Annotated in this window: 22 protein-coding genes; 12 read left to right on the forward strand and 10 right to left on the reverse strand. The window is 71.0% G+C overall.

Translation table 11 applies throughout. The annotated features are described in order from the left end of the window. Positions 1-114 precede the first annotated feature (114 nt). The 3 genes from rplM (at position 115) to truA (ending at position 2,120) form a co-directional block, all read left to right on the forward strand. The gene (rplM, locus tag BJY28_RS08520) at positions 115-558 is read left to right on the forward strand and encodes a 50S ribosomal protein L13 (RefSeq protein ID WP_179462634.1); all 444 of its coding nucleotides are present in this window, start codon (positions 115-117) and stop codon (positions 556-558) included. A 29-nt stretch (positions 559-587) separates the two neighbouring features. After that, a complete protein-coding gene (gene rpsI / locus BJY28_RS08525) occupies positions 588-1,097 on the forward strand; it encodes a 30S ribosomal protein S9 (RefSeq protein ID WP_179462635.1) in 510 nt (169 codons plus the stop codon). A 165-nt stretch (positions 1,098-1,262) separates the two neighbouring features. Next, positions 1,263-2,120, forward strand: a complete 858-nt coding sequence (gene truA / locus BJY28_RS08530) for a tRNA pseudouridine(38-40) synthase TruA (protein WP_179462636.1) — start codon at positions 1,263-1,265, stop codon at positions 2,118-2,120. A 19-nt stretch (positions 2,121-2,139) separates the two neighbouring features. Here truA and BJY28_RS08535 read toward each other — a convergent pair whose 3' ends face one another. Beyond that, on the reverse strand, positions 2,140-3,282 hold the full coding sequence (locus BJY28_RS08535; RefSeq protein WP_179462637.1) for a glutamate--cysteine ligase: 1,143 nt from the start codon (positions 3,280-3,282) through the stop codon (positions 2,140-2,142). A gap of 111 nt (positions 3,283-3,393) precedes the next feature. Between BJY28_RS08535 and glmM the strand changes: the two genes are divergently transcribed. Next, positions 3,394-4,743: a phosphoglucosamine mutase gene (gene glmM / locus BJY28_RS08540; RefSeq protein WP_179462638.1), complete on the forward strand. Its 1,350-nt coding sequence runs from the start codon at positions 3,394-3,396 to the stop codon at positions 4,741-4,743. 110 nt (positions 4,744-4,853) lie between these two features. On the opposite strand, the gene BJY28_RS08545 is transcribed toward glmM, so the two are convergent. After that, entirely contained in the window at positions 4,854-5,252 is a 399-nt protein-coding gene (locus BJY28_RS08545) for a hypothetical protein (protein ID WP_179462639.1), read from the reverse strand. A 269-nt stretch (positions 5,253-5,521) separates the two neighbouring features. Then, positions 5,522-6,019 carry a carbonic anhydrase gene (locus tag BJY28_RS08550; RefSeq protein WP_179462640.1) on the reverse strand — a complete coding sequence of 166 codons (498 nt, stop codon included), beginning with the start codon at positions 6,017-6,019 and terminating at the stop codon, positions 5,522-5,524. A gap of 171 nt (positions 6,020-6,190) precedes the next feature. Here BJY28_RS08550 and BJY28_RS08555 point away from each other — a divergent pair, with 171 nt between their 5' ends. The 4 genes from BJY28_RS08555 to BJY28_RS08570 are packed head-to-tail and all read left to right on the forward strand — an operon-like array spanning position 6,191 to position 10,636. Then, positions 6,191-7,504, forward strand: a complete 1,314-nt coding sequence (locus BJY28_RS08555; protein WP_179462641.1) for an extracellular solute-binding protein — start codon at positions 6,191-6,193, stop codon at positions 7,502-7,504. A gap of 47 nt (positions 7,505-7,551) precedes the next feature. Continuing rightward, on the forward strand, positions 7,552-8,442 hold the full coding sequence (locus tag BJY28_RS08560) for a carbohydrate ABC transporter permease (RefSeq protein WP_179464020.1): 891 nt from the start codon (positions 7,552-7,554) through the stop codon (positions 8,440-8,442). A 1-nt stretch (position 8,443) separates the two neighbouring features. Beyond that, positions 8,444-9,298 carry a carbohydrate ABC transporter permease gene (locus BJY28_RS08565; protein ID WP_179462642.1) on the forward strand — a complete coding sequence of 285 codons (855 nt, stop codon included), beginning with the start codon at positions 8,444-8,446 and terminating at the stop codon, positions 9,296-9,298. A 27-nt stretch (positions 9,299-9,325) separates the two neighbouring features. After that, positions 9,326-10,636, forward strand: a complete 1,311-nt coding sequence (locus tag BJY28_RS08570) for an ABC transporter ATP-binding protein (protein ID WP_179462643.1) — start codon at positions 9,326-9,328, stop codon at positions 10,634-10,636. Positions 10,637-10,860: 224 nt separating this feature from the next. Here BJY28_RS08570 and BJY28_RS08575 read toward each other — a convergent pair whose 3' ends face one another. Together BJY28_RS08575 and glpX are read right to left on the reverse strand one after the other, a co-directional pair. Continuing rightward, the gene (locus BJY28_RS08575; RefSeq protein ID WP_179462644.1) at positions 10,861-11,799 is read right to left on the reverse strand and encodes a PfkB family carbohydrate kinase; all 939 of its coding nucleotides are present in this window, start codon (positions 11,797-11,799) and stop codon (positions 10,861-10,863) included. Between the two features lie 3 nt (positions 11,800-11,802). Beyond that, positions 11,803-12,783, reverse strand: coding sequence for a class II fructose-bisphosphatase (gene glpX / locus BJY28_RS08580; protein WP_179464021.1), 981 nt, complete (start codon positions 12,781-12,783; stop codon positions 11,803-11,805). Positions 12,784-12,906: 123 nt separating this feature from the next. Between glpX and BJY28_RS08585 the strand changes: the two genes are divergently transcribed. Then, a complete protein-coding gene (locus BJY28_RS08585; RefSeq protein ID WP_179462645.1) occupies positions 12,907-13,503 on the forward strand; it encodes a DUF4245 domain-containing protein in 597 nt (198 codons plus the stop codon). Between the two features lie 24 nt (positions 13,504-13,527). Here the strand turns inward: BJY28_RS08585 and BJY28_RS08590 are convergent, their stop codons facing one another. From BJY28_RS08590 to BJY28_RS08605, 4 genes are read right to left on the reverse strand one after another with little or no spacing between them, the layout of a single operon-like run. Further along, positions 13,528-13,800, reverse strand: coding sequence for an exodeoxyribonuclease VII small subunit (locus tag BJY28_RS08590; RefSeq protein ID WP_179462646.1), 273 nt, complete (start codon positions 13,798-13,800; stop codon positions 13,528-13,530). A gap of 32 nt (positions 13,801-13,832) precedes the next feature. Beyond that, positions 13,833-15,059 (reverse strand): exodeoxyribonuclease VII large subunit, encoded by a 1,227-nt coding sequence (gene xseA, locus BJY28_RS08595; protein ID WP_179462647.1) that lies wholly within the window; start codon positions 15,057-15,059, stop codon positions 13,833-13,835. Next, a complete protein-coding gene (locus BJY28_RS08600) occupies positions 15,056-15,574 on the reverse strand; it encodes a YbjQ family protein (protein ID WP_179462648.1) in 519 nt (172 codons plus the stop codon). The genes xseA and BJY28_RS08600 overlap by 4 nt, the downstream gene beginning before the upstream one ends. Beyond that, complete coding sequence (locus BJY28_RS08605; RefSeq protein WP_179462649.1) at positions 15,574-15,894, reverse strand: YbjQ family protein; 321 nt, start codon at positions 15,892-15,894, stop codon at positions 15,574-15,576. The genes BJY28_RS08600 and BJY28_RS08605 overlap by 1 nt, the downstream gene beginning before the upstream one ends. Positions 15,895-16,064: 170 nt before the next feature. On the opposite strand from BJY28_RS08605, the gene BJY28_RS08610 reads away from it, so the two are divergent. Then, positions 16,065-17,120: a 4-hydroxy-3-methylbut-2-enyl diphosphate reductase gene (locus BJY28_RS08610; RefSeq protein ID WP_425485703.1), complete on the forward strand. Its 1,056-nt coding sequence runs from the start codon at positions 16,065-16,067 to the stop codon at positions 17,118-17,120. A gap of 69 nt (positions 17,121-17,189) precedes the next feature. On the opposite strand, the gene BJY28_RS08615 is transcribed toward BJY28_RS08610, so the two are convergent. Then, positions 17,190-17,726 carry a hypothetical protein gene (locus BJY28_RS08615; protein WP_179462651.1) on the reverse strand — a complete coding sequence of 179 codons (537 nt, stop codon included), beginning with the start codon at positions 17,724-17,726 and terminating at the stop codon, positions 17,190-17,192. A gap of 112 nt (positions 17,727-17,838) precedes the next feature. Here BJY28_RS08615 and BJY28_RS08620 point away from each other — a divergent pair, with 112 nt between their 5' ends. Both BJY28_RS08620 and BJY28_RS08625 read left to right on the forward strand, forming a co-directional pair. After that, complete coding sequence (locus BJY28_RS08620) at positions 17,839-18,453, forward strand: TetR/AcrR family transcriptional regulator (protein ID WP_179462652.1); 615 nt, start codon at positions 17,839-17,841, stop codon at positions 18,451-18,453. 276 nt (positions 18,454-18,729) lie between these two features. After that, entirely contained in the window at positions 18,730-19,914 is a 1,185-nt protein-coding gene (locus tag BJY28_RS08625) for a D-alanyl-D-alanine carboxypeptidase (protein ID WP_179462653.1), read from the forward strand. The last annotated feature ends 28 nt before the right edge of the window (positions 19,915-19,942 follow it).

A 19,942-nucleotide genomic window follows, 5' to 3' on the forward strand; every position in this document is an offset into this window, starting at 1 on the left:
GTCCGTAGACTGGTGCATCGTTGTGCTGGCCGCCCCCTGGGTGCCCGACCGTGACGCCCACGGAGCCGTCAGCACGGACGACCGAGAACCCACGACACAGCAAAGGCAAGAACTGTGCGCACCTACTCCCCGAAGGCGGGCGACATCACCCGTCAGTGGCACGTCATCGACGCCACCGACGTCGTGCTCGGCCGCCTCGCCAGCCAGACCGCTCAGCTGCTGCGCGGCAAGCACAAGGCGACCTTCGCCCCGCACGTCGATGGTGGTGACTTCGTCATCATCATCAACGCCGACAAGGTCGCCCTCACCGGCGCCAAGCTCGAGCAGAAGCGGGCCTACCGTCACTCCGGCCACCCCGGTGGTCTGAAGTCGACGAGCTACACCCAGCTCCTCGAGGAGAACCCGGAGAAGGCCATCGAGAAGGCGGTCCGCGGCATGCTGCCCAAGACCAGCCTCGGGCGTCAGCAGCTCGGCAAGCTCAAGGTCTACACCGGCCCGGAGCACCCGCACGCCGCCCAGCAGCCCACCCCGTACACGATCTCCCAGGTCGCGCAGTAAGCGCCGGGGACAGGACGTTAGGACACACCGTGCCTGAGACCACCGAGACCACCATCACCGACGACGAGGGCACCGAGGAGCTGTCGTCGTACACCTCCGAGTCCTCCGGCCCGGTCGGTGACGCCGAGCCGGCGCGCCGCCCGTCCGCCTCGGCCCCGGGCTCCGGCACCGGCCGCCGCAAGCAGGCCATCGCCCGCGTCCGGATCGTCCCGGGCACCGGCGAGTGGAAGATCAACGGTCGGACCCTCGAGGAGTACTTCCCGAACAAGGTCCACCAGCAGATCGTCGCCGAGCCGCTCACCCTGCTCGAGCTGGACGGCGCCTACGACGTGATCGTCCGGGTCAGCGGCGGTGGCCCCTCCGGCCAGGCCGGCGCGGTCCGCCTCGGCGTCGCCCGCAGCCTCAACGGCGTCGACGAGGAGCTGAACCGCCCGGCGCTGAAGAAGGCCGGCTTCCTCACGCGGGACGCCCGCGTCCCCGAGCGCAAGAAGGCCGGTCTCAAGAAGGCCCGCAAGGCGCCGCAGTACAGCAAGCGCTGATCGAGCTGGCGCGCGCTGCGCGCTCGTCTCCAACGAAGGGGTCCCGTCCACCAGGGCGGGACCCCTTCGCCGTGCCCCGCGGCTGGTGGGTCTGTGGCGAGGGCGGGTGGGGCGAGAGGGGAGAGGGCGAAGGGGAGAGCCGCCTCCGCGGGTAGTGTCGCCGCCATGCAGCCGGTGCCCGAGACGACGCGCGTCCGGCTCGACCTCGGCTACGACGGCACCGACTTCTCCGGGTGGGCCGCCCAGCCCGACCGGCGCACCGTCCAGGGCGAGCTCACCGAGGCGCTGCGCACCGTCACCCGCACCAGCGAGCTGGCTGTCACCGTCGCCGGGCGCACCGACGCGGGTGTGCACGCCCGCGGCCAGGTCTGCCACGTCGACCTGCCGACCCCCGTCTGGGAGGCGCTGCCCGGTCGCTCCGGCCGCGAGCCGGGAGTTGCCCTGGTCGCTCGCCTCAACGGCACCCTCCCCGGCGACATCCGCGTCGCGGCTGCCGCGGCTGCTCCGCCCGCGTTCGACGCCCGCTTCGCCGCGACCTCGCGCCGCTACCGCTACGTCATCGGGGACGACGGGTGGCGGGCCGACGCGCTGCGACGCCGTGAGGTCGTCCGGCTCGGCGGGCTTCTCGACGTGGCCGCCATGGACCAGGCAGCCGGCCGCCTCGTCGGGCTCGCCGACTTCGCCGCCTTCTGCAAGCGCCGGGAGGGGGCCACGACGGTCCGCACCCTGCTCTCCTACGGGTGGTCCCGCGAGGACGACGGCCTCGTGGTCGGGTCCGTGGTGGCTGACGCCTTCTGCCACTCGATGGTCCGGGCCCTCGTCGGCGCGCTCGTCCCGGTCGGCCTCGGTCGCGAAGACCTGGGGTGGCCGCGCGAGGTGCTGCTCGCCGGGGTGCGCGACCCCCGGGTGAAGGTCATGCCCGCCCACGGGCTGAGCCTGGAGGAGGTCACCTACCCGCCGGCCGGAGAGCTGGCCGCCCGCGCCGACGAGGCGCGCAATCGGCGCTCGCTGCCGGGAGACTGACCCCTCGCGGCGATCGCTCTCAGGGGCGGGGGAGCGGGTGCCCGGCGCGCATCTCGTCCACTAGCGAGCGGGTGACCGCGACGAGGTCGCCGTCGTGGGTCTCGGCGACCTCGCGCTGTCGCTGATAGCTGGCCCCGGCGCGCAGGATGTCCTCCACCGAGCGCAGCTCGTCCTCGCAGCCCAGCCGGCGCGCCACCGGCGTCAGGCGCTCCAGCAGGTCGTGCAGTTCGTCGGTGACCAGCCGCTCCCGGTTGCGCTCGTCGAGGATGATGATCGCGTCGGTGCCGTAGCGGGCCGCCCGCCACTTGTTCTCCTGCACGTGCCACGGCGGCAGGGTCGGCAGGGTGCCGCCGTCGGTCAGCCGGTCGTCGAGGTGCACGACGAGGCACTGGGTCAGTGCGGTGATCGCCGCCATCTCCGAGACGGTCGGCACGGCGTCGGCGATCCGCACCTCCAGGGTGCCCAGGTGCGCGGCCGGGCGCAGGTCCCAGCGGATCTCCTTGAGGTCGTCGATCACCCCGGTGACCAGCAGGTCGTCGACGTAGCGCTCGTACTCCGCCCAGGTCTCGAAGTGGAAGGGCAGCCCGGCCGTCGGCAGCTGCTGGAAGAGTTGCGCCCGGGTGCTGGCGTAGGAGGTGTCGCTGCCGCCGAAGAAGGGCGAGGACGCGGTCAGCGCCTGCAGGTGCGGCTGGTAGGGCAGCATCCCCACGAGCAGCGGCATCGCCTTGTCCCGGTGGGTGACCCCGACGTGGGTGTGCAGCCCGTAGATGACCATCTGCCGGCCCCACCAGCGGGTGCGGTCGATGAGCGTGGCGTAGCGCTCGCCCTCGCTGACCTCCTGGGACTGCCAGCGGGCGAAGGGGTGGGTGCCGGCCGAGACCAGCTCCAGCCCCAGCTCGTCGGTGACCCCGCGCAGCGCGGCCAGGCTCGAGGTGAGGTCGGCCATCGCCTCCGGGACGCTCTCGCACACCCCGGTGACGATCTCGACGGTGTTGCTCAGCAGCTCGCGGTGCACCCGCGGGGCGAGGTGCTCGTCGGCCTCGCCGATCCGGCGGACGACGTCCGGGGCCAGCGGGGTGAGGTCGAGGCTCTCGCCGTCGAGCAGCGCGAGCTCCCACTCGACGCCGAGGGTCGGCCCGGTGGAGGGGGTGAAGTCGATCATCGAGCGCCTTCCGTGACGGGCGCGGGGACGGGTCGCAAGGCCCTCAGCCTAGACGGACGGCTATCGTGAGGCGCTGCTCGCCCCACATCTGCAGGGAAGGTACCGCCACCCATGGCACGACTCTTCGGCACCGACGGTGTCCGCGGCCTCGCCAACGGCGACGTCATCACCGCCGACTTCGCCCTGGCCCTGGCCCAGGCCGCGGCGCACGTGCTGCGCCTGGAGACCGACCCGGTGCGCCGGCGCCCGCTGGCCGTCGTCGGCCGGGACCCGCGGGCCTCGGGGGAGTTCCTCGTCTCCGCGGTGATCGCCGGTCTCGCCTCCGAGGGGGTCGACGTCTACGACGTCGGGGTGCTGCCCACGCCGGCGGTGGCCTTCCTCACCGCGGACACCCAGGCCGACTTCGGGGTCATGCTCTCGGCCTCGCACAACGCCATGCCGGACAACGGGATCAAGTTCTTCGCCCGCGGCGGCCACAAGCTCCCGGATGCCGTCGAGGACGCCATCCAGGACCGGATGGCCCAGGCCCCCGCCCGGCCCACCGGCGCCGACGTCGGTCGGGTCACCGACATGCGCGGCGCCCCGGCCCGCTACGTGCGCCACCTGCTGGCCGCGGTGCCGCACGACCTGGAGGGCCTCAAGGTCGTCCTCGACTGCGCCCACGGCGCCGCCAGCGAGGTCTCCCCGGAGGCCTTCCGGCTGGCCGGGGCGAAGGTGTGGACGATCGGCAGCTCACCCGACGGGCTGAACATCAACGACGGCTACGGCTCCACCCACCTCGAGGAGCTGCAGGCCGAGGTGGTTCGGCGCGGCGCCGACCTGGGCATCGCCCACGACGGCGACGCCGACCGCTGCCTGGCCGTGGACGCGGCCGGCGAGATCGTCGACGGCGACCAGCTCATGGCGATCCTCGCGCTCACCCTCAAGGACCACGGCCGGCTCGCCCAGGACACGCTGGTGGCGACCGTGATGAGCAACCTCGGCCTGCTCAACGCCATGCGGGACGCCGGCATCGAGGTCATCCAGACGAAGGTGGGCGATCGCTACGTCCTGGAGCGGATGCGCGGCGGGTCCTACTCGCTCGGCGGCGAGCAGTCCGGCCACGTCGTGCTGCTCGACCACGGCACCACCGGCGACGGGGTGCTCACCGGGCTGATGATCGCCTCCCGCCTGGCCGAGACCGGACGCTCGCTGGCCGACCTGTCCGGCGTGATGACCCGGCTGCCGCAGGTGCTGGTCAACGTCAAGGGCGTCGACAAGGACCGGGTGGAGATCGACGAAGGGGTCCAGGACGCGGTGGCCCAGGAGTCGGCGGCGCTCGGCGACGGCGGACGGGTGCTGCTGCGCAAGTCCGGCACCGAGCCGGTCGTGCGGGTGATGGTCGAGGCCGGCACCGAGGGGCGCGCCGACGAGGTCGCCCAGCGCCTGGCCGGCGTGGTCAGCGAGCGCCTGGCGCTCTGAGCGTCGGCGCCCGGCTCAGCGAATGGCGGGGTTGCTCACCTTTATGGGTGCGCAACCCCGCCAGTCAAAGCGGTGGCGTCCGGTAGTCGGAACCAGACGCCCTGGCTTGATCAGGCATACCTCTTGCAGGTGTAGTACTTGATGGCGTTGCCGTTTGAGGGGTTTACCTTGTAGTAGGCCTTAGCCGATCGGCACTTGCGAGACTTCCCGTTGGTGAAGAGCTCGTAAACGAACCCTCCGACGAACCAGTCGACGCCCTTGCACGCCAGCTTCCACCACGACTTGCAGACTCTGATCATCTTCGCCTTCGTCCCAGTCAAGGCAGTCGCCTTGCCGATTTCGGCGACGTTGGCATCTTCACTGGCAGTCGTCTCAGCGGACAGTGACTGATTGACTTGCGGCTGAGACGGCGCTCCAGGTCCATCACCTGACGACTGGGTCGCTGACGCCGAGGTGGCGGTCGCGAGCGCTAGAGAGCATGCGACGAGAAAAGATATGAAGAACCTCATGGATGATCCCCTTACCCATTGCACAGCATCGAGACTGTCCCGATGAGATATGGAAGCCAAAGTTCTTGGCCGTTGGCCACAGGCGAAGGAATATCTTGACGGAATCTTGGGCGACTCTTTACCGTTATTTGGCCGGACCCTGAACCACCAGATCGACAGAAATCGTCAGGTGACGTCCGAGGGCTTCCGCAATTGATTGCCGCGAGTGAGTGCCGTTGCCGGCGGGGTTCGGTCTGGCGCTGCGCGATCGGGTCTGGTTGTCGGCGAGTTCAGCAGTGATGGCTGAGCCGCCCGCTGTCGACGTCGTAGACGAAGCCGCCGATCTCGGCGCGCTCGCCGATCAGCGGGTGGCTGCGCAGCTTCGCCACGTCCTGGGCCAGCCGGACCTGCTGGTCGGCGACGACGTGGAAGGGCTGCCAGGCGGCGTCCTGCCCGGCGGAGCCGGAGATCAGCTCGCGCACCTCGTCCTCGGAGCGGGTGGTCATCGCGCACCGGGTGTGCGCGACGACGAGGATCCGACGGATGCCCAGCAGGTGGACACCCAGGACCATCGCCTCCAGCGCGTCCGGGGTGACCTGCGCGCCGGGGTTGCGCACCACCTTCGCGTCGCCGAGGGAGAGGCCCAGCATCGCCAGCGGGTCGATCCGGCTGTCCATGCAGGTCACGACGCCGATCCCGGCGGCCGCGGCACCCTCCAGGCCGGTCGTGGTGAAGGCGTCGGCGTAGCCGGCGTTGGCGGAGATGAGGTCGTCGAATCCGGTGCTCACGCGGTCATGATCGCACCCCTGTCGGGTCACGATCAGGTCGCGGTCAGATTCTGTGCGGGTCCGGGGTGACGCAGACCACTCTCATGGGTGTAGAAAGGCCCCGACGTCAGTGCTGCCGTGCCCGCCGACGGGTAGAGGGTGTGCTGGGGTCTTGGACGAAAGGACCAGACAGTGACTGGACGACGAGGACGCCGCACGGCGACCCTGGCGGCGGTCGTCACCGGCGCGGGCCTGGTGCTCGCGGCATGCGGGGGATCGGCTGACACGTCTGACGACAGCAGCACGCTGACGTGGTACATCAACCCCGATGCGGGCGGCGCGGATCCCAACGGCGGTGGTCAGGCGCAGCTCGCGCGTGAGTGCAGCGAGGCCTCTGGCGGAGCATACGAGATCAGGGTTGAGTTGCTCCCGAACAGCGCCACTGATCAGCGTCAACAGCTACTTCGCCGCCTCGCCGCAAACGACAAGGGGGTCGACCTCATGTCGATGGACCCGGTTTTCGTTGCGGAGTTTGCAGAAGCGGGATTCCTTGACGAGGTGCCGAGTGAGTTGACCGAGGAGTTCACCGCGGATGCTGTATCGGCAGCCGTGGAGAGCGCGGGTTGGAAGGGGCAGCTCTACGCATCCCCCCTGTGGGCGAACACCCAGTTGTTGTGGTATCGAAAGTCAGTGGCCCAAGAGGCAGGTCTGGACATGAGCCGACCGGTCACCTGGGATCAACTTATTGATGCCGCGGCCAAGGTGGACACCGACATCGGCGTACAGGCGTCGCTGTACGAGGGCTACACCGTGTGGATCAACGCCATGATCGAGGGAGCTGGCGGCCAAATCGTGCAGAATCCGGGTGCAGACGCGGCCGACCTGACCTTCGGCCTGGAGTCGCCCGAAGGCAAGGAAGCCGCAGCCGTAATTGAGTCCTTCGTTGACCAGAACGTCGGTGGCCCGGCCCTGGGCTCGACGGATGAGACGACGACTCTAGACGGCTTCCGTCTGGAGACGAGTAGTTTCATGGTCAACTGGATCTACGTCTACTCGTCACTGAAAGATGCTGACCCAGCGGTCTTCGACGACCTCGGATGGGCCCGCTACCCCCGGACCGTCGAGGGTGAGGAGTCCAAGCCGCCGCTGGGCGGCATCGAAATGGGCGTCAACCAGGCCTCCGAGAATAAGGACGCGTCATGGGAGGCAGTTCAGTGCCTTACCTCGCAGGAGAGCCAGAAGGCCTACATGCTCGGCAGTGGCAACCCCGCCGCCCGCAAGGCCGTCTACGACGACCCGGAGGTCCGCGAGCAGTTCCCGATGGCCGACCTCATCCGTGAGTCCCTGGACGCCGGCGCTCCCCGCCCGCTGACCCAGTACTACGGCGACGTCTCCTCGGGCATCCAGCGCGAGTACTCCCCGCCCGGGTCGGTCGACCCGGATACCACGCCGCAGCGCACCACGAGGCTGCTGCAGGACGTGCTGAACGGAGATGCGCTGCTGTGAGCACCACGACCACCGAGGCGCCCGAGGAGCGCCCGCAGAAGAACCGGATGTCGGACCGGGCGAAGGCCGAGCAGCGCCTCGGCTGGAAGCTGGCGATGCCCGCCTTCATCGTCATGGTGGCCGTCACCGGCTACCCGATCCTGCAGGCGATCTGGAACAGCTTCTTCAGCTACCGGCTCACCGACCCGGACAACCGTGAGTTCACCGGCCTGAGCAACTACATCGTCTCGCTGACCGACCCGGTCTTCTGGACGTCGATGAAGATGACCGTGCTGGTGACCGTCTTCACGGTGGCCGTCGAGCTGGTCTTCGGCTTCATCATCGCGCTGGTCATGCACCGCATCGTCATCCCGCGGCGCACCCTGCGCACCCTGGTGCTCATCCCCTACTCGATCATCACCGTGGTCTCGGCGTTCACCTGGTTCTTCGCCTTCTCGGTGGACACCGGCTTCGTCAACCGCTGGCTGGAGTGGCTGCCGTTCATCGAGCAGGACTACAACTGGTTCGGCGGCTTCTGGTCCTCCTTCTTCGTCATCTCCCTCTCGGAGATCTGGAAGACCACGCCCTTCATGTCGCTGCTGCTGCTGGCCGGCCTGGCCCAGGTGGACGGCTCCATGGAGGAGGCGGCCAAGGTCGACGGCGCCAGCTGGTGGCAGGTGCTGGTGAAGGTGATCCTGCCGAACATGAAGGCGGCCGTCATGGTGGCGCTGCTCTTCCGGACGCTGGACGCCTTCCGCATCTTCGACAACATCTTCATCATGACCGGCGGCGCGAACGACACGACATCGTTGTCGGTCTTGATCTATCGACAAACCATCGACAGGACGGAGATCGGGTTGGGGTCGGCGCTGTCCGTGATCCTCTTCCTCTGCGTCCTGGGCATCGCGGCACTCTTCGTCAAGGGCTTCAAGGTCGACCTCGCCCAGGGAAGGAACTGACATGGCGCAGAACGCCAAGGGCACCGGCCTGTGGAGCCTGCTCGCGGTCCCGATCATGCTGTGGACCATCGTGCCGCTGCTGTTCATGGTCGCCCTCTCCCTCAAGAGCGCGGACACCCTGGCCGACCCGGACCAGAACATCCTCGGCAACTTCTGGCCCAAGGACCCGACCTGGGAGAACTACGAGCTCATCTTCACCGGCGGGGCGTCGGACCTCTTCACCCCGGCGCTGCGCAACTCGCTCATCGTCTGCCTGCTCTCCACCCTCATCTCGGTGGTGCTGGCGATGTTCTGCGCCTACGCGATCTCGCGGCTGGAGTTCAAGGGCAAGCGGCTCATCCTCACCACCGCGCTCGCGGTGAGCTTCTTCCCGGTGGTCGCGATGGTCACGCCGCTCTTCGACGTGTGGCGCCAGATCGGTCTCTTCGACACCATCCCCGGCCTGATCATCCCCTACCTGGCGCTGACCCTGCCGCTGTCGATCTGGACGATGTCCGCCTTCTTCCAGCAGATCCCGTGGGAGATGGAGCAGGCGGCCCAGGTGGACGGGGCGAGCAGCTGGCAGGCCTTCCGCAAGGTGATCGTGCCGCTGGCCGCGCCGGGTGTCTTCACCACGGCGATCATCACCTTCTTCACGGCGTGGAACGACTTCGTCTTCGCCATCTCGCTCACCTCCGACCGGGCACGCACGGTCCCGGCGGCGCTGGCCTTCTTCACCGGCGCCTCGCAGTTCGAGCAGCCGACCGGCGCCATCATGGCCGCCGCGGTCGTCGTGACCATCCCCGTCGTGATCCTCGTGCTGTTCTTCCAGCGCCGGATCGTCGCCGGTCTGACCTCGGGCGCCGTCAAGGGCTGACGCCCTGCCCACGAAAGAGAGAGAAACATGGCTGAGATCACCCTCAAGAACGCCGTCAAGAAGTACGGCGACGGGTACCCGGCGATCAACGACGTGAGCCTGGACATCAAGGACGGCGAGTTCATGATCTTCGTCGGCCCGTCCGGCTGCGGGAAGTCCACGCTGCTGCGGATGGTCGTCGGGCTGGAGGACATCACCAGCGGGGATCTGCTCATCGACGGCAAGCGGGTCAACGACCTCTCGCCCAAGGAGCGCAACCTCTCGATGGTCTTCCAGAACTACGCGCTCTACCCGCACCTGTCGGTCTTCGAGAACATCGCCTTCCCGCTGCGTCTGTCCAAGGGCACGCACAGCGAGGAGGACATCCGCAGCAAGGTCAACGCGGCCAGCGACATGCTGGAGCTGGGCGAGCACCTCGAGCGCAAGCCGGCCAACCTCTCCGGTGGTCAGCGTCAGCGGGTGGCGATGGGCCGGGCGATCGTCCGGGACGCCGACGCCTTCCTCTTCGACGAGCCGCTGAGCAACCTCGACGCCAAGCTGCGTGGGCAGATGCGCACCGAGATCGCCCGGATGCAGCGGCGCCTCGGGGTGACGACGATCTACGTCACCCACGACCAGACCGAGGCGCTGACCCTCGGCGACCGGGTCACCGTGCTGAAGAAGGGCGTGCTGCAGCAGTGCGCCTCGCCGCGCGAGCTCTACGACCAGCCGGTGAACCTCTTCGTGGCTGGCTTCATCGGCACCCCGCCGATGAACTTCCTGCCGGCGAAGGTGCACGGCAGCGAGCTCGAGCTGCCCTTCTGCCGGGTGCCGTTCCCGCGCGCGCTGGCGCCGAAGGTGGAGGGCAAGGACCTCGTCATCGTGGGCATCCGGCCCGAGCACATCAAGGACGCCAGCCTCGGCGACGACGTGCCGAACGGGGTCCGCTTCACCGAGCTGGTCGACGTCACCGAGTGGCTGGGCAACGAGCAGTACGCCTACATCCCCTTCGAGGCGGACCCGGCGGTCCAGGACAAGCTCGACGAGCTGGACCGCGACCTCGACGGCGAGGGCATGCGCACCCAGATGGTGGTCAACCTCGACGCGCGCAGCCGCATCCGCGAGGGCGACGACGGTGACTTCGTCTTCGACCCGAGCCTCATGCACGTCTTCGACCCGGAGTCGGGGGAGAACCTCACCCGCGACGAGGAGCGGGCCGCCGAGATCGACCGGCAGTCCGAGGAGGACCGCAAGCGGGCGCTGGAGCGGGCCCGCAAGCGTGACGCCCCGGCGGGTGACGGCGCCTCCGGCGACGGTGGTGGGTCCGGGTCGTCGACGGCGGACAAGCAGTCCGCCTGACGCGACCTCGCTCGACCCTCGGCCCTCCGGTGACTCACCGGAGGGCCGAGGTCTGTCTGGGTGGGTGGGCCTTCGGGGACTGGCTGGCGGCAGCGCAACTGCCCGGGCATTTCACAACCAAGCTCGCAACTGCCCGGGCATTTCACATCCAAGCTCGCAACTGCCCGGGCAAATTCGCAGAGTGACCCGCAACAGCCTGGGTAATTCGCGGCCCGCCGCGCGGCTCAGGTCAGGCCGAGGTCGGCCCGGGTCGGTGGCTGCGCGCCCGGCCGGGAGACGGTGACCGCCGAGGCGACCACCCCACGGGCGACGGCGGCGGTGATGTCCGCCGCGTCCGCCTCGGCGAGCCGCTGCGCGGCCGCCCGGTCCCCGAGCAGCCCGGCGTCCAGCAGCGCCGACAGCAGCCCGGAGGTGAAGGAGTCGCCCGCGCCGACGGTGTCCGCCACCTCGACGGCCCGCCCGGGTACCCGGACCTCGCCGGAGGCGTGCACCGCGACGGCGCCGTCCGGCCCGAGGGTGGCCACCGCCAGGCTCGCCCCGAGGTCCACCCAGCGACGCAGCACCTCGATCGCGTCCTCGGCGACGAAGCCGTCCAGGTCGCGGTCGAGCAGCCAGGCCATGTCCTCGTCGCTGGCCTTGACGACGTCGCTCACCGCGATCCGCTGCTCCATGGCGGCGAGCGCGGCCCCCGGCTCACCCATGAGGCTGGGCCGCGCGTTCGGGTCGTAGGAGACCGTCACCTGCTGCTGCGCCCGGGTCATCGCGGCCAGCACGTCCTGCCCGGGCTCGCCCAGCAGGGCGCCGATCGACCCGGTGTGCAGGTGGCCGGAGCCCTCCCCGGCCGGCGGCGAGACGTCGGTGAGGTCGAAGGTGTAGCGGGCGCCACCGGCGTCGTCCAGCTCGGCGGTGGCGGTGGAGGTGCGGTCGGCGGCCTCGCTGCCCGGCACCAGGGCCACACGGTCGGCGGCCAGGTGCGCGGTGATCCGCTGCCCGCGCTCGTCGCGCCCGATCTGGGTGGCCAGCTCGACCGGGTGCCCCAGCCGGGCCAGGCCTACCGCGACGTTCAACGGGCTGCCGCCGACGTGCTCGTCGACGCTGCCGTCCCGCCGGTGGACGATGTCCACCAGCGCCTCGCCGACGACGAGGACCGGCTGGTCCGTCACCGCTCAGCCCACCGGCCCCGGCGAGATGCTGCGCACCTTCGTCAGGTTGTGCTGGGTCTCGATGAGGCGGGTCGTGCCGGAGCGGCTGCGCATGACGATCGAGGTGGTGGTCGCCCCGCCGGCGCGGTAGCGCACCCCGTCGAGGAGCTCGCCGTCGGTGATCCCGGTAGCGACGAAGAAGCAGTTGTCGGTCTGCACCAGGTCGTCGGTGGTCAGCACCCGGTCCAGGTCGTGCCCGGCATCCACGGCGCGCTGCCGCTCCTCGTCGTCCACCGGCCACAGCCGCCCCTGGATGACCCCGCCGAGGCACTTGATGGCGCAGGCGGTGATGATCCCTTCGGGGGTCCCGCCGATGCCCAGCAGCAGGTCGATGCCGGTGCCGGGACGGGCGGCGCTGATCGCGCCGGCTACGTCGCCGTCGGAGATGAAGCGGATCCGTGCCCCGGCGTCACGAACCTCGCGGGCGACCGCCTCGTGCCGCGGCCGGTCGAGCATGACGACCGTGATGTCCTCGGGCTGCTCACCCTTCGCCTTGGCCACCCGGCGGATGTTCTCGGCGGCGGGCAGCCGGATGTCGACGACGTCGGCGACCTCCGGGCCGGCCACCAGCTTGTCCATGTAGAAGACCGCGCTCGGGTCGTACATCGCGCCCCGGTCGGCGACCGCGAGCACGGCGACCGCGTTGGTCATCCCCTTCGCGGTCAGGGTGGTGCCGTCGATCGGGTCGACCGCGACGTCGCACTCCGGGCCCTCGCCGTCGCCGACCTCCTCACCGTTGAAGAGCATCGGCGCCTCGTCCTTCTCGCCCTCGCCGATGACGACCGTGCCGTTCATCCGCACGGTGGAGATCATCGCGCGCATCGCCTCCACGGCGGCCCCGTCGGCGGCGTTCTTGTCACCGCGGCCCACCCAGCGGCCGCCGGCGAGGGCCGCGGCCTCGGTGACCCGGACGAGCTCCAGGGCCAGGTTGCGGTCCGGGGACATCCCGCTCGAGGTGCTGCTGGTGGAGGCGCTCACGACTCTCCTAGACGGTCGGCGACGGTGGCTGGTCCTGCTCCGTCCGAGCCTATCGGCCCGGCCCCAGCCGCGCGTGCGACCATGGCCGCCATGAGCGAGACGTCCGTGCCCTCCCGGGGGGCCAGCCACTACGCCAAGGGCACGGCGGCGAACATGGCCCGCTCGATGGTGGTCATCGCGGCGATCACGCTCTTCGTCTTCTTCGTCGTCGGCCGTACGAGCAGCGTCACCCCGGCGACCGTGGACGTCCCCGGCGCGGCCCAGCAGCACGCCACCCAGGCGCAGCAGCCCTTCGCCTACCCCACGGACCTGCCCGAAGGGTGGACCGCCACCAGCGTGCGCTACGTGCGCAGCAAGGGCGACCTGCTCATGTGGAACGCCGGCTACACCACCCCGGACGGGCAGTACGTCTCGGTGCAGCAGGCGGTGGACGCCCCGCAGGACTGGATCAACACCCAGACCAACAACGGGGCCCGGACCGGCACGTGGACCGACGCGGACGGCACCGAGTGGCTGCGGCGGGACCGCGAGGGCAAGGTGCAGCGCAGCCTCGTCGACGACCCCAGCGGCACCGGCGAGCTGACCACGCTAGTGACGGGGACCGGCAGCTGGAGCCAGCTGGAGCTCTTCGCCGACCACCTCACCGCGGTGGACCCGGCAGCCGGTAGCGCGCCGAGCTCGTCCTGACCGACCCAGGCTCAGTCCTCGGGGTCAGTCCTCGCCGTCGGCGGACGCCGACCCGTCCTCGCCGGACCCGTCGTCGCCGGTGAGGCTCTGCTCGGCCCGGTCCAGCCACGAGGTGCAGTGCGCGGCCAGCGCCTCGCCGCGCTGCCACAGCCGCATGCTCTCGGCGAGCGGCACCTGGCCCCCCTCGAGCCGCGCGACGAGCTCGACGAGCTGGTCGCGCGCCTGCTCGTAGGACAGCTCGGCGACGTCCGCGCCCGCGGTCTCGCCCTCGGCGGGTGCGCGATCCTCCTCGGCCATGGCCTCAGCGTAGGCGCTGGCACCGACCGCGCTCACGACCCGGCCACCCGGACCGCGAAGTCGCCGTCGGCGACGGTGACCCGCAGCAGCTCCTCGACCTCCAGGTCCTCGCGGGAGTCGACGACCGCGCCGTCCCGGCGCTGGATGACCGCGTAGCCGCGCTCGAGGGTGGAGGCGGGGGAGAGCACCCGGGCCTGGGCGCGCAGGTGGTCCACCCGGTCGCGCTCCCGGGTCAGCCGCACGTCGGCCTGGCGGCGGACGCGATCGCGCAGCGTGGTGACGTGCTCGCGCTGCACCCGGACCACCCCCGCCCGGTCGGTGAGCACCGGCCGGCTGGTCAGGCCCTCCAGCTGGCACCGCTCACGGTCCAGGCGCACCCGGGTGCTGCGGCGCATCCGGTCCAGGGCCTGATCCAGGCCGTCCCGCTCGGCGGCGGCGTCGGGGCTGACCAGGGTGGCCGCGTGGGTGGGGGTGGAGGCACGGACGTCGGCGACGAGGTCGAGCAGCGGCTGGTCGCTCTCGTGCCCGATCGCGCTGACCACCGGGGTGCGGGCCTGGGCGACGGCGCGGACCAGCGCCTCGTTGCTGAAGGGCAGCAGATCCTCGACGCTGCCGCCGCCGCGGGAGATGACGATGACGTCGACGTCGTCGAGCGCGTCCAGCTCGGCCAGCGCCGCGCTCACCGCGGTCACCGCCTCGACGCCCTGCACCGCGACCTGACGGATCTCGATGGGCAGGCTGGGCCAGCGGCGGCGGGCGTTCTCGACGACGTCCCGCTCGGCGGCGCTGGCCCGTCCGCAGATCAGCCCGACCCGGCGGGGGAGGAAGGGGAGCGGGCGCTTCCGGGAGTCGTCGAAGAGCCCTTCGCTGCGCAGGTGCTGACGGAGGTACTCCACGCGGGCCAGCAGCTCGCCGACCCCGACCGGCCGGATCTGGCGCACATCCATGCTCAGCGAGCCGCGCTGGGTCCAGTAGCTCGGCTTGGCCTGCACCACGACCCGGGCGCCCTGGGTGAGCGGGGCGGGCATGGCGTCCAGCGCGGTGACCCGGACGCTGCAGGAGAGGGACATGTCGACGTCCGCGTCGCGCAGCGTGAGGTAGGCCGTGCGGGCCCCAGGTCGCCGGTTGAGCTGGACCACCTGCCCCTCGACCCAGGTCACCGACATCCGCTCGACGTAGTCGGCGATCTTCGCGCTGAGCAGCCGGACCGGCCACGGGTCCTCGGCCGTGGTGTCGGCGGCCTTCTCCGGGAGGCTCATCGCCCGGCCCGCGGCGAGGCGACCGGCAGCAGGGCGGTGCCGTAGGCGAGCATCTCGACGACCATCGCGCCCTGCCGGCCGGACTGCTGGGTGCCGCCGCCGATCTCGCTGGTCTCCAGGCGTACGTTGGCCACCGATGTCGCGCCCATCCGCTCGGCCTCCTGGAGCATCCGCACCACCGCCAGCCGGCGGGACAGGTCGACCTGCTCGGTGAGGCTGACCGCCGACCCGCCGACGAGGGTGCGCCAGCTCGTCGCCCAGCGCGAGGGGAAGTCGGCCGCGTAGGCGACCGTCCCGGTCACCAGGGTGGTGCCGCCGGGATGCCCGGGCGCCTCGACGTTCGGCCCGAGCAGGTGCCCCAGCCGCGGCTCCTCGCCGGCCAGCTGCTCCTGCACCCGCCGTCGACGGCGGAAGCCGACGATGACGGAGTAGCCGAGCAGCGCCGTCGGCAGCAGGAGGAAGGGGGCCAGGCACAGCAGCCCGACGACGACCCCGGCGACCGTGTCGCCGCTCATCAGGCCTGCTCCAGCACCACGGCCGTCCCGTAGGCGTACAGCTCGGCCGCGCCCGCGGCCACCGAGGAGGTGGTGAAGCGCACGTTGACCACCCCGTTCGCCCCCATCTGCTGCGCCTGGTGCACCATCCGGCCGATCGCCTCGTTCCGGCTCTCGGTGAGCAGCTCGGTGTAGGCGACGAGCTCGCCGCCGGCGAGGTTCTTGAAGCCGGCGAGGATGTCCTTGCCGAGGTGCTTGGCGCGCACGGTGTTGCCCTGCACGAGCCCGAGGGTGCGAGTGACCCGCGCCCCGGGCACGGACTCGGTGTTGCTGAGGAACATCACGACTCCTGGTCGGTCGGCGGCCGCTCGCGGCCGGGAACCCCGCCAGTCAAGCAGGCAGCGGTGACGGCGACCGGGGCACGACGCGCCGACGCGCCCGGTTCCCGCCGAAGGGGTCCGGTCCGTGGCCGGCGGTGACGATCAGGGGATGTCCAGGCGTCTCACCTACGATGGTGGACATGACTGACACGGCTCAGACGCACAGCGACGCGCCCGAGCAGGCCAAGCGGGTGCTGCTGGCGGCCCCGCGCGGCTACTGCGCCGGCGTCGACCGCGCGGTCGTCGCCGTCGAGAAGGCCCTCGACCTCTACGGGCCGCCGGTCTACGTCCGCAAGCAGATCGTGCACAACAAGCACGTGGTGACCACGCTGGAGAAGCGCGGCGCCGTCTTCGTCGACGAGACCGAGGAGGTCCCGGAGGGCTCGACCGTCGTCTTCAGCGCGCACGGGGTCGCCCCGGTCGTCCACGACGAGGCCAAGAGCCTCTCGTTGAAGACCATCGACGCCACCTGCCCGCTGGTGACCAAGGTGCACCGCGAGGCGGTCCGCTTCGCCAAGGACGACTTCGACATCCTGCTCATCGGCCACGAGGGTCACGAGGAGGTCATCGGCACCTCCGGCGAGGCCCCCGAGCACATCACCCTCGTCGACGGGCCGGACGACGTCGCCAACGTCGAGGTCCGCGACCCGGAGAAGGTCGTCTGGCTCTCCCAGACCACCCTGTCGGTGGACGAGACGATGGAGACCGTGCGGCGGCTGCGGGAGAAGTTCCCGGCGCTGCAGGACCCGCCGAGCGACGACATCTGCTACGCCACCCAGAACCGTCAGCTCGCGGTGAAGCAGATGGCTGAGGACTGCGACCTCATGCTCGTCGTCGGCTCGCGCAACTCCTCCAACTCGGTGCGCCTGGTCGAGGTGGCCGTCGAGCACGGCTCTCGGGACGGTCATCTGGTCGACTACGCCGACGAGATCGACGAGTCCTGGCTCGACGGGGTGCGTACCGTCGGGGTGACCTCGGGCGCCTCCGTTCCGGAGATCCTCGTCCGCGAGGTGCTGGAGTACCTGGCCGCCCGCGGCTACGGCGACCCGGAGCCGGTCGTCGCCGCCGAGGAGTCGCTGCTCTTCGCGCTGCCGACGGAGCTGCGCCGCGACCTCAAGGCCGCCGGGATGAGCGACAAGATGAAGCACGACGCCGGCTCGCTCGCCGACGCCGGCCAGCTGCACTGACGCCCGACCATCGCACCGTGGCGGTGCCTCCGGTGCGGTGGCTCGTGGCGCCGGCGCGGCGTGCGCCGTTCAGCTCTGCGCCCTGCCGGGGACGAGGGTGTAGCTGAGCGACCACACGGCGTCGATGACCAGGGCCGCGCTCCACACCCCTGCGGCACCGAGGAAGGTCTGCTCGGCGGCCGGGGTGCCCACCAGCAGCGCGGCCAGGGTCATGAGCCCGGCGCCGATCGCCCACGACACGACGTGCCGGACCAGCTGCACCCGCTCGTGCGCCGCCTTCGCCGGACCGCGCTCCGGGACCCGCTCGGGTGCCGGACCGTCGGCGAAACGATGCGCGAAGCGGACGTCGGCCCAGCGCATCATCGAGTGACCGAAGCCGACCGACACCCCGATGTAGATCGCCGCGAGGACGTGGGCGAACGAGGGCTCGGCGCCGCCGCGCAGGTCGATGACCGCCGCAGCCAGGGTGATGAGGTCGACCAGCGGGGCGCAGACGAGCAGGGCCGCGCCCAGGCGTGGGCTGCGCAGCGGGTAGCGGGCGGTCAGCCCGGCCAGCAGGAAGACCCAGAAGAGGACCTCGCTGGTGATGATGACGGCGTACAGCACGGCCGGCTCCCTTCGTCGTGGCGTCGTCCGGGTGGGTGACCGGCGGACGATCCCTGTTTTCCGTACGACTGTGCTGAAAAATAATATAGCACGCTCGTGCTATAAAGGCGAGATGCCGAAGATCGTCGACCACGAGGCCCGTCGCGGGCTCATCGCCGCGGCCTTCGCCGACGTCGCGCGCCGCGACGGGATCGCTGCGGCCTCGGTGCGGACCGTGGCCGCCGAGGCCGGTCTCTCGCCCGGAGCGCTGCGGCACTACTTCGACTCCCAGGCGGGGCTGGTCAGGTTCGTTGCCGAGCACCTCACCAGCGGGGTGGCGGTGCGGGTGCAGGACCGGATGGCTCTGGTGGAGGTGACGGACCGGGCGGATCCCGTCGAGATCTCCGGTGTGCTCGAGGAGATCGTGCCGCTGGACGAGAGGCGACGGGCGGAGTTCGACGTCTGGCACGCGATGGCCGTCGGTGCCCGCAGCGACCCGGCGCTGGCGGCGCTCAGCGAGGACTCGTGGCGGAGCATCCGTCGGGTGTGCCGCTGGGTGGTCGAGCGCACCGAGGTCTCCACCTCGGACGCAGAGGCGGCTGTGGTGGATCTGCATGCCCTCGTTGACGGCCTGGCCCTGCAGCTCTCGCTCTACCCGGCGCTGGTGACGCCCGAGGAGGCACGTTCCGTGCTGCGTCGGCGGGTGGGTTCGCTCGCCGACACGACGCCCAGATCGCGTCCGCGGTAGCCGCGCACTGCTCATGAGATGAGCGCTCGCTCGCAGGCCCGTGGGAGGGGCGGAGGTGCCACACTCGACGCGCCCCTTCCCCTGACACCCCCGGGAGCACCTGTGCGCCGTCGCACCCCTGCTCGTCCTGCCCTGTCATCGTCTCGCCGTCGCTCCCTCGGCCGGCTGCTGACCGGAGGTGTCGCGGCGGGGGCGGCATCCGCGCTGGCACTCGGCCCGGCCGCTGCGGACACCCCGCCCGAGGACCTCGAGCGTGCCGAGTCGGTCACCGGGCGGGTGTCCCCGGCCGAACCGGCAGCGCCGGCGCCGCAGGTGCGCCGCGGCGCCGCGGTCTCGGCGGCCGACCTCGCTGCCCGGCTGGACGCGGCCGCCGGGCCGCTCACGCCCGGCTTCGGCGGGATCGTCACCGACACCCGTACCGGACGCACCGTCTGGCAGCACCAGAGCACCTGGCGGCGCGCCCCGGCGTCGACGATGAAGGTGGTCACCGCGACCACCGCGCTGCGCACCTTCGGCTCCCGGCACCGCTTCGTCACCCCGGTCTCGCGGGCCGGCACCAACGGCGACTACGTCTACCTGCGCGGCGTCGGCGACCCGACGATGAGCAGCTGGCGGCTGGACTCGATGGCCCGCTCGGCCGCCTGGCGGCTGAAGAAGGCCGGCACGACCTCGGTGCGGCTGCGGGTGGACGACACCCTCTTCCCGGCGCCGACGAACGCGCCCGGGTGGGAGCCCGGTGACGTCGGCCGGTACGTCACCCCGGTGCGGGCGCTGGTGCGCGACCAGAGCGACGTCAGCGACACCTCGATGGACGCCGGGAGCTACTTCCGGTCCCGGCTGGAGCACTGGGGGGTCGACGTCACCCAGCTCAAGCGGGCAAAGACGCACTGGCAGGCCGAGACGATCGCCGAGGGCACCTCGCCGCAGCTGCGAGACATCGTCGGCGACATGCTCCGGGTCAGCCAGAACGACTACGCCGAGTCGCTGCTGTGGGCTGCCGGGATGCGCGCCGGCGCGCTTCGGACGTGGTCGGGGGTCACCGAGCACTCGAAGGCGATGGTCGGCGGCTACGGCGTGCCCACCGACGGGCTGACCTTCTCCGACGGCTCCGGTCTCTCTCGCAGCAACCGCCTGAGCGCCCGTGCGCTCAGCGTGCTGCTGCTGGCGCTCTACGAGCACCCGTCGCTGAGCCAGGTGATCTTCGCCGACGACGCCATGCCGATCTCCGGGCGCACCGGGACCCTCAGCAACCGCTTCGGCAGCTGGCCGGCGACGTGCGCCGTGGGTCGGGTGCGGGCGAAGACGGGATCGCTGCGTGATGCCACCGCGCTCGCCGGGGTCGCCGAGGGCACCGACGGGGTGGAACGGGTCTTCGTGGCGCTCAGCCACGGCCCGGACAACACGGCGACGGTGCGGCACCGCATCGACGTGCTGGCGGCGACCGCGACCACGTGCACCTGACCCGGAGGATCGCCGCGGGCAGCCGCCT

The organism is Janibacter alkaliphilus (genome assembly GCF_013408565.1).
GTDB lineage: Bacteria > Actinomycetota > Actinomycetes > Actinomycetales > Dermatophilaceae > Janibacter > Janibacter alkaliphilus.

What these genes read in the sequence shown, in the direction of transcription:
- BJY28_RS08610 (WP_425485703.1), top strand. Translation starts at nt 16,065, where the DNA reads ATGGTGGACATGACTGACACGGCTCAGACGCACAGCGACGCGCCCGAG.
- BJY28_RS08605 (WP_179462649.1), bottom strand. Translation starts at nt 15,894, where the DNA reads ATGTTCCTCAGCAACACCGAGTCCGTGCCCGGGGCGCGGGTCACTCGC.
- BJY28_RS08590 (WP_179462646.1), bottom strand. Translation starts at nt 13,800, where the DNA reads ATGGCCGAGGAGGATCGCGCACCCGCCGAGGGCGAGACCGCGGGCGCG.
- glpX (WP_179464021.1), bottom strand. Translation starts at nt 12,783, where the DNA reads ATGTCCCCGGACCGCAACCTGGCCCTGGAGCTCGTCCGGGTCACCGAG.
- BJY28_RS08535 (WP_179462637.1), bottom strand. Translation starts at nt 3,282, where the DNA reads ATGATCGACTTCACCCCCTCCACCGGGCCGACCCTCGGCGTCGAGTGG.
- BJY28_RS08560 (WP_179464020.1), top strand. Translation starts at nt 7,552, where the DNA reads ATGTCGGACCGGGCGAAGGCCGAGCAGCGCCTCGGCTGGAAGCTGGCG.
- BJY28_RS08600 (WP_179462648.1), bottom strand. Translation starts at nt 15,574, where the DNA reads ATGAGCGGCGACACGGTCGCCGGGGTCGTCGTCGGGCTGCTGTGCCTG.
- BJY28_RS08620 (WP_179462652.1), top strand. Translation starts at nt 17,839, where the DNA reads ATGCCGAAGATCGTCGACCACGAGGCCCGTCGCGGGCTCATCGCCGCG.
- truA (WP_179462636.1), top strand. Translation starts at nt 1,263, where the DNA reads ATGCAGCCGGTGCCCGAGACGACGCGCGTCCGGCTCGACCTCGGCTAC.
- BJY28_RS08570 (WP_179462643.1), top strand. Translation starts at nt 9,326, where the DNA reads ATGGCTGAGATCACCCTCAAGAACGCCGTCAAGAAGTACGGCGACGGG.
- BJY28_RS08545 (WP_179462639.1), bottom strand. Translation starts at nt 5,252, where the DNA reads ATGAGGTTCTTCATATCTTTTCTCGTCGCATGCTCTCTAGCGCTCGCG.
- glmM (WP_179462638.1), top strand. Translation starts at nt 3,394, where the DNA reads ATGGCACGACTCTTCGGCACCGACGGTGTCCGCGGCCTCGCCAACGGC.
- BJY28_RS08585 (WP_179462645.1), top strand. Translation starts at nt 12,907, where the DNA reads ATGAGCGAGACGTCCGTGCCCTCCCGGGGGGCCAGCCACTACGCCAAG.
- BJY28_RS08565 (WP_179462642.1), top strand. Translation starts at nt 8,444, where the DNA reads ATGGCGCAGAACGCCAAGGGCACCGGCCTGTGGAGCCTGCTCGCGGTC.
- xseA (WP_179462647.1), bottom strand. Translation starts at nt 15,059, where the DNA reads ATGAGCCTCCCGGAGAAGGCCGCCGACACCACGGCCGAGGACCCGTGG.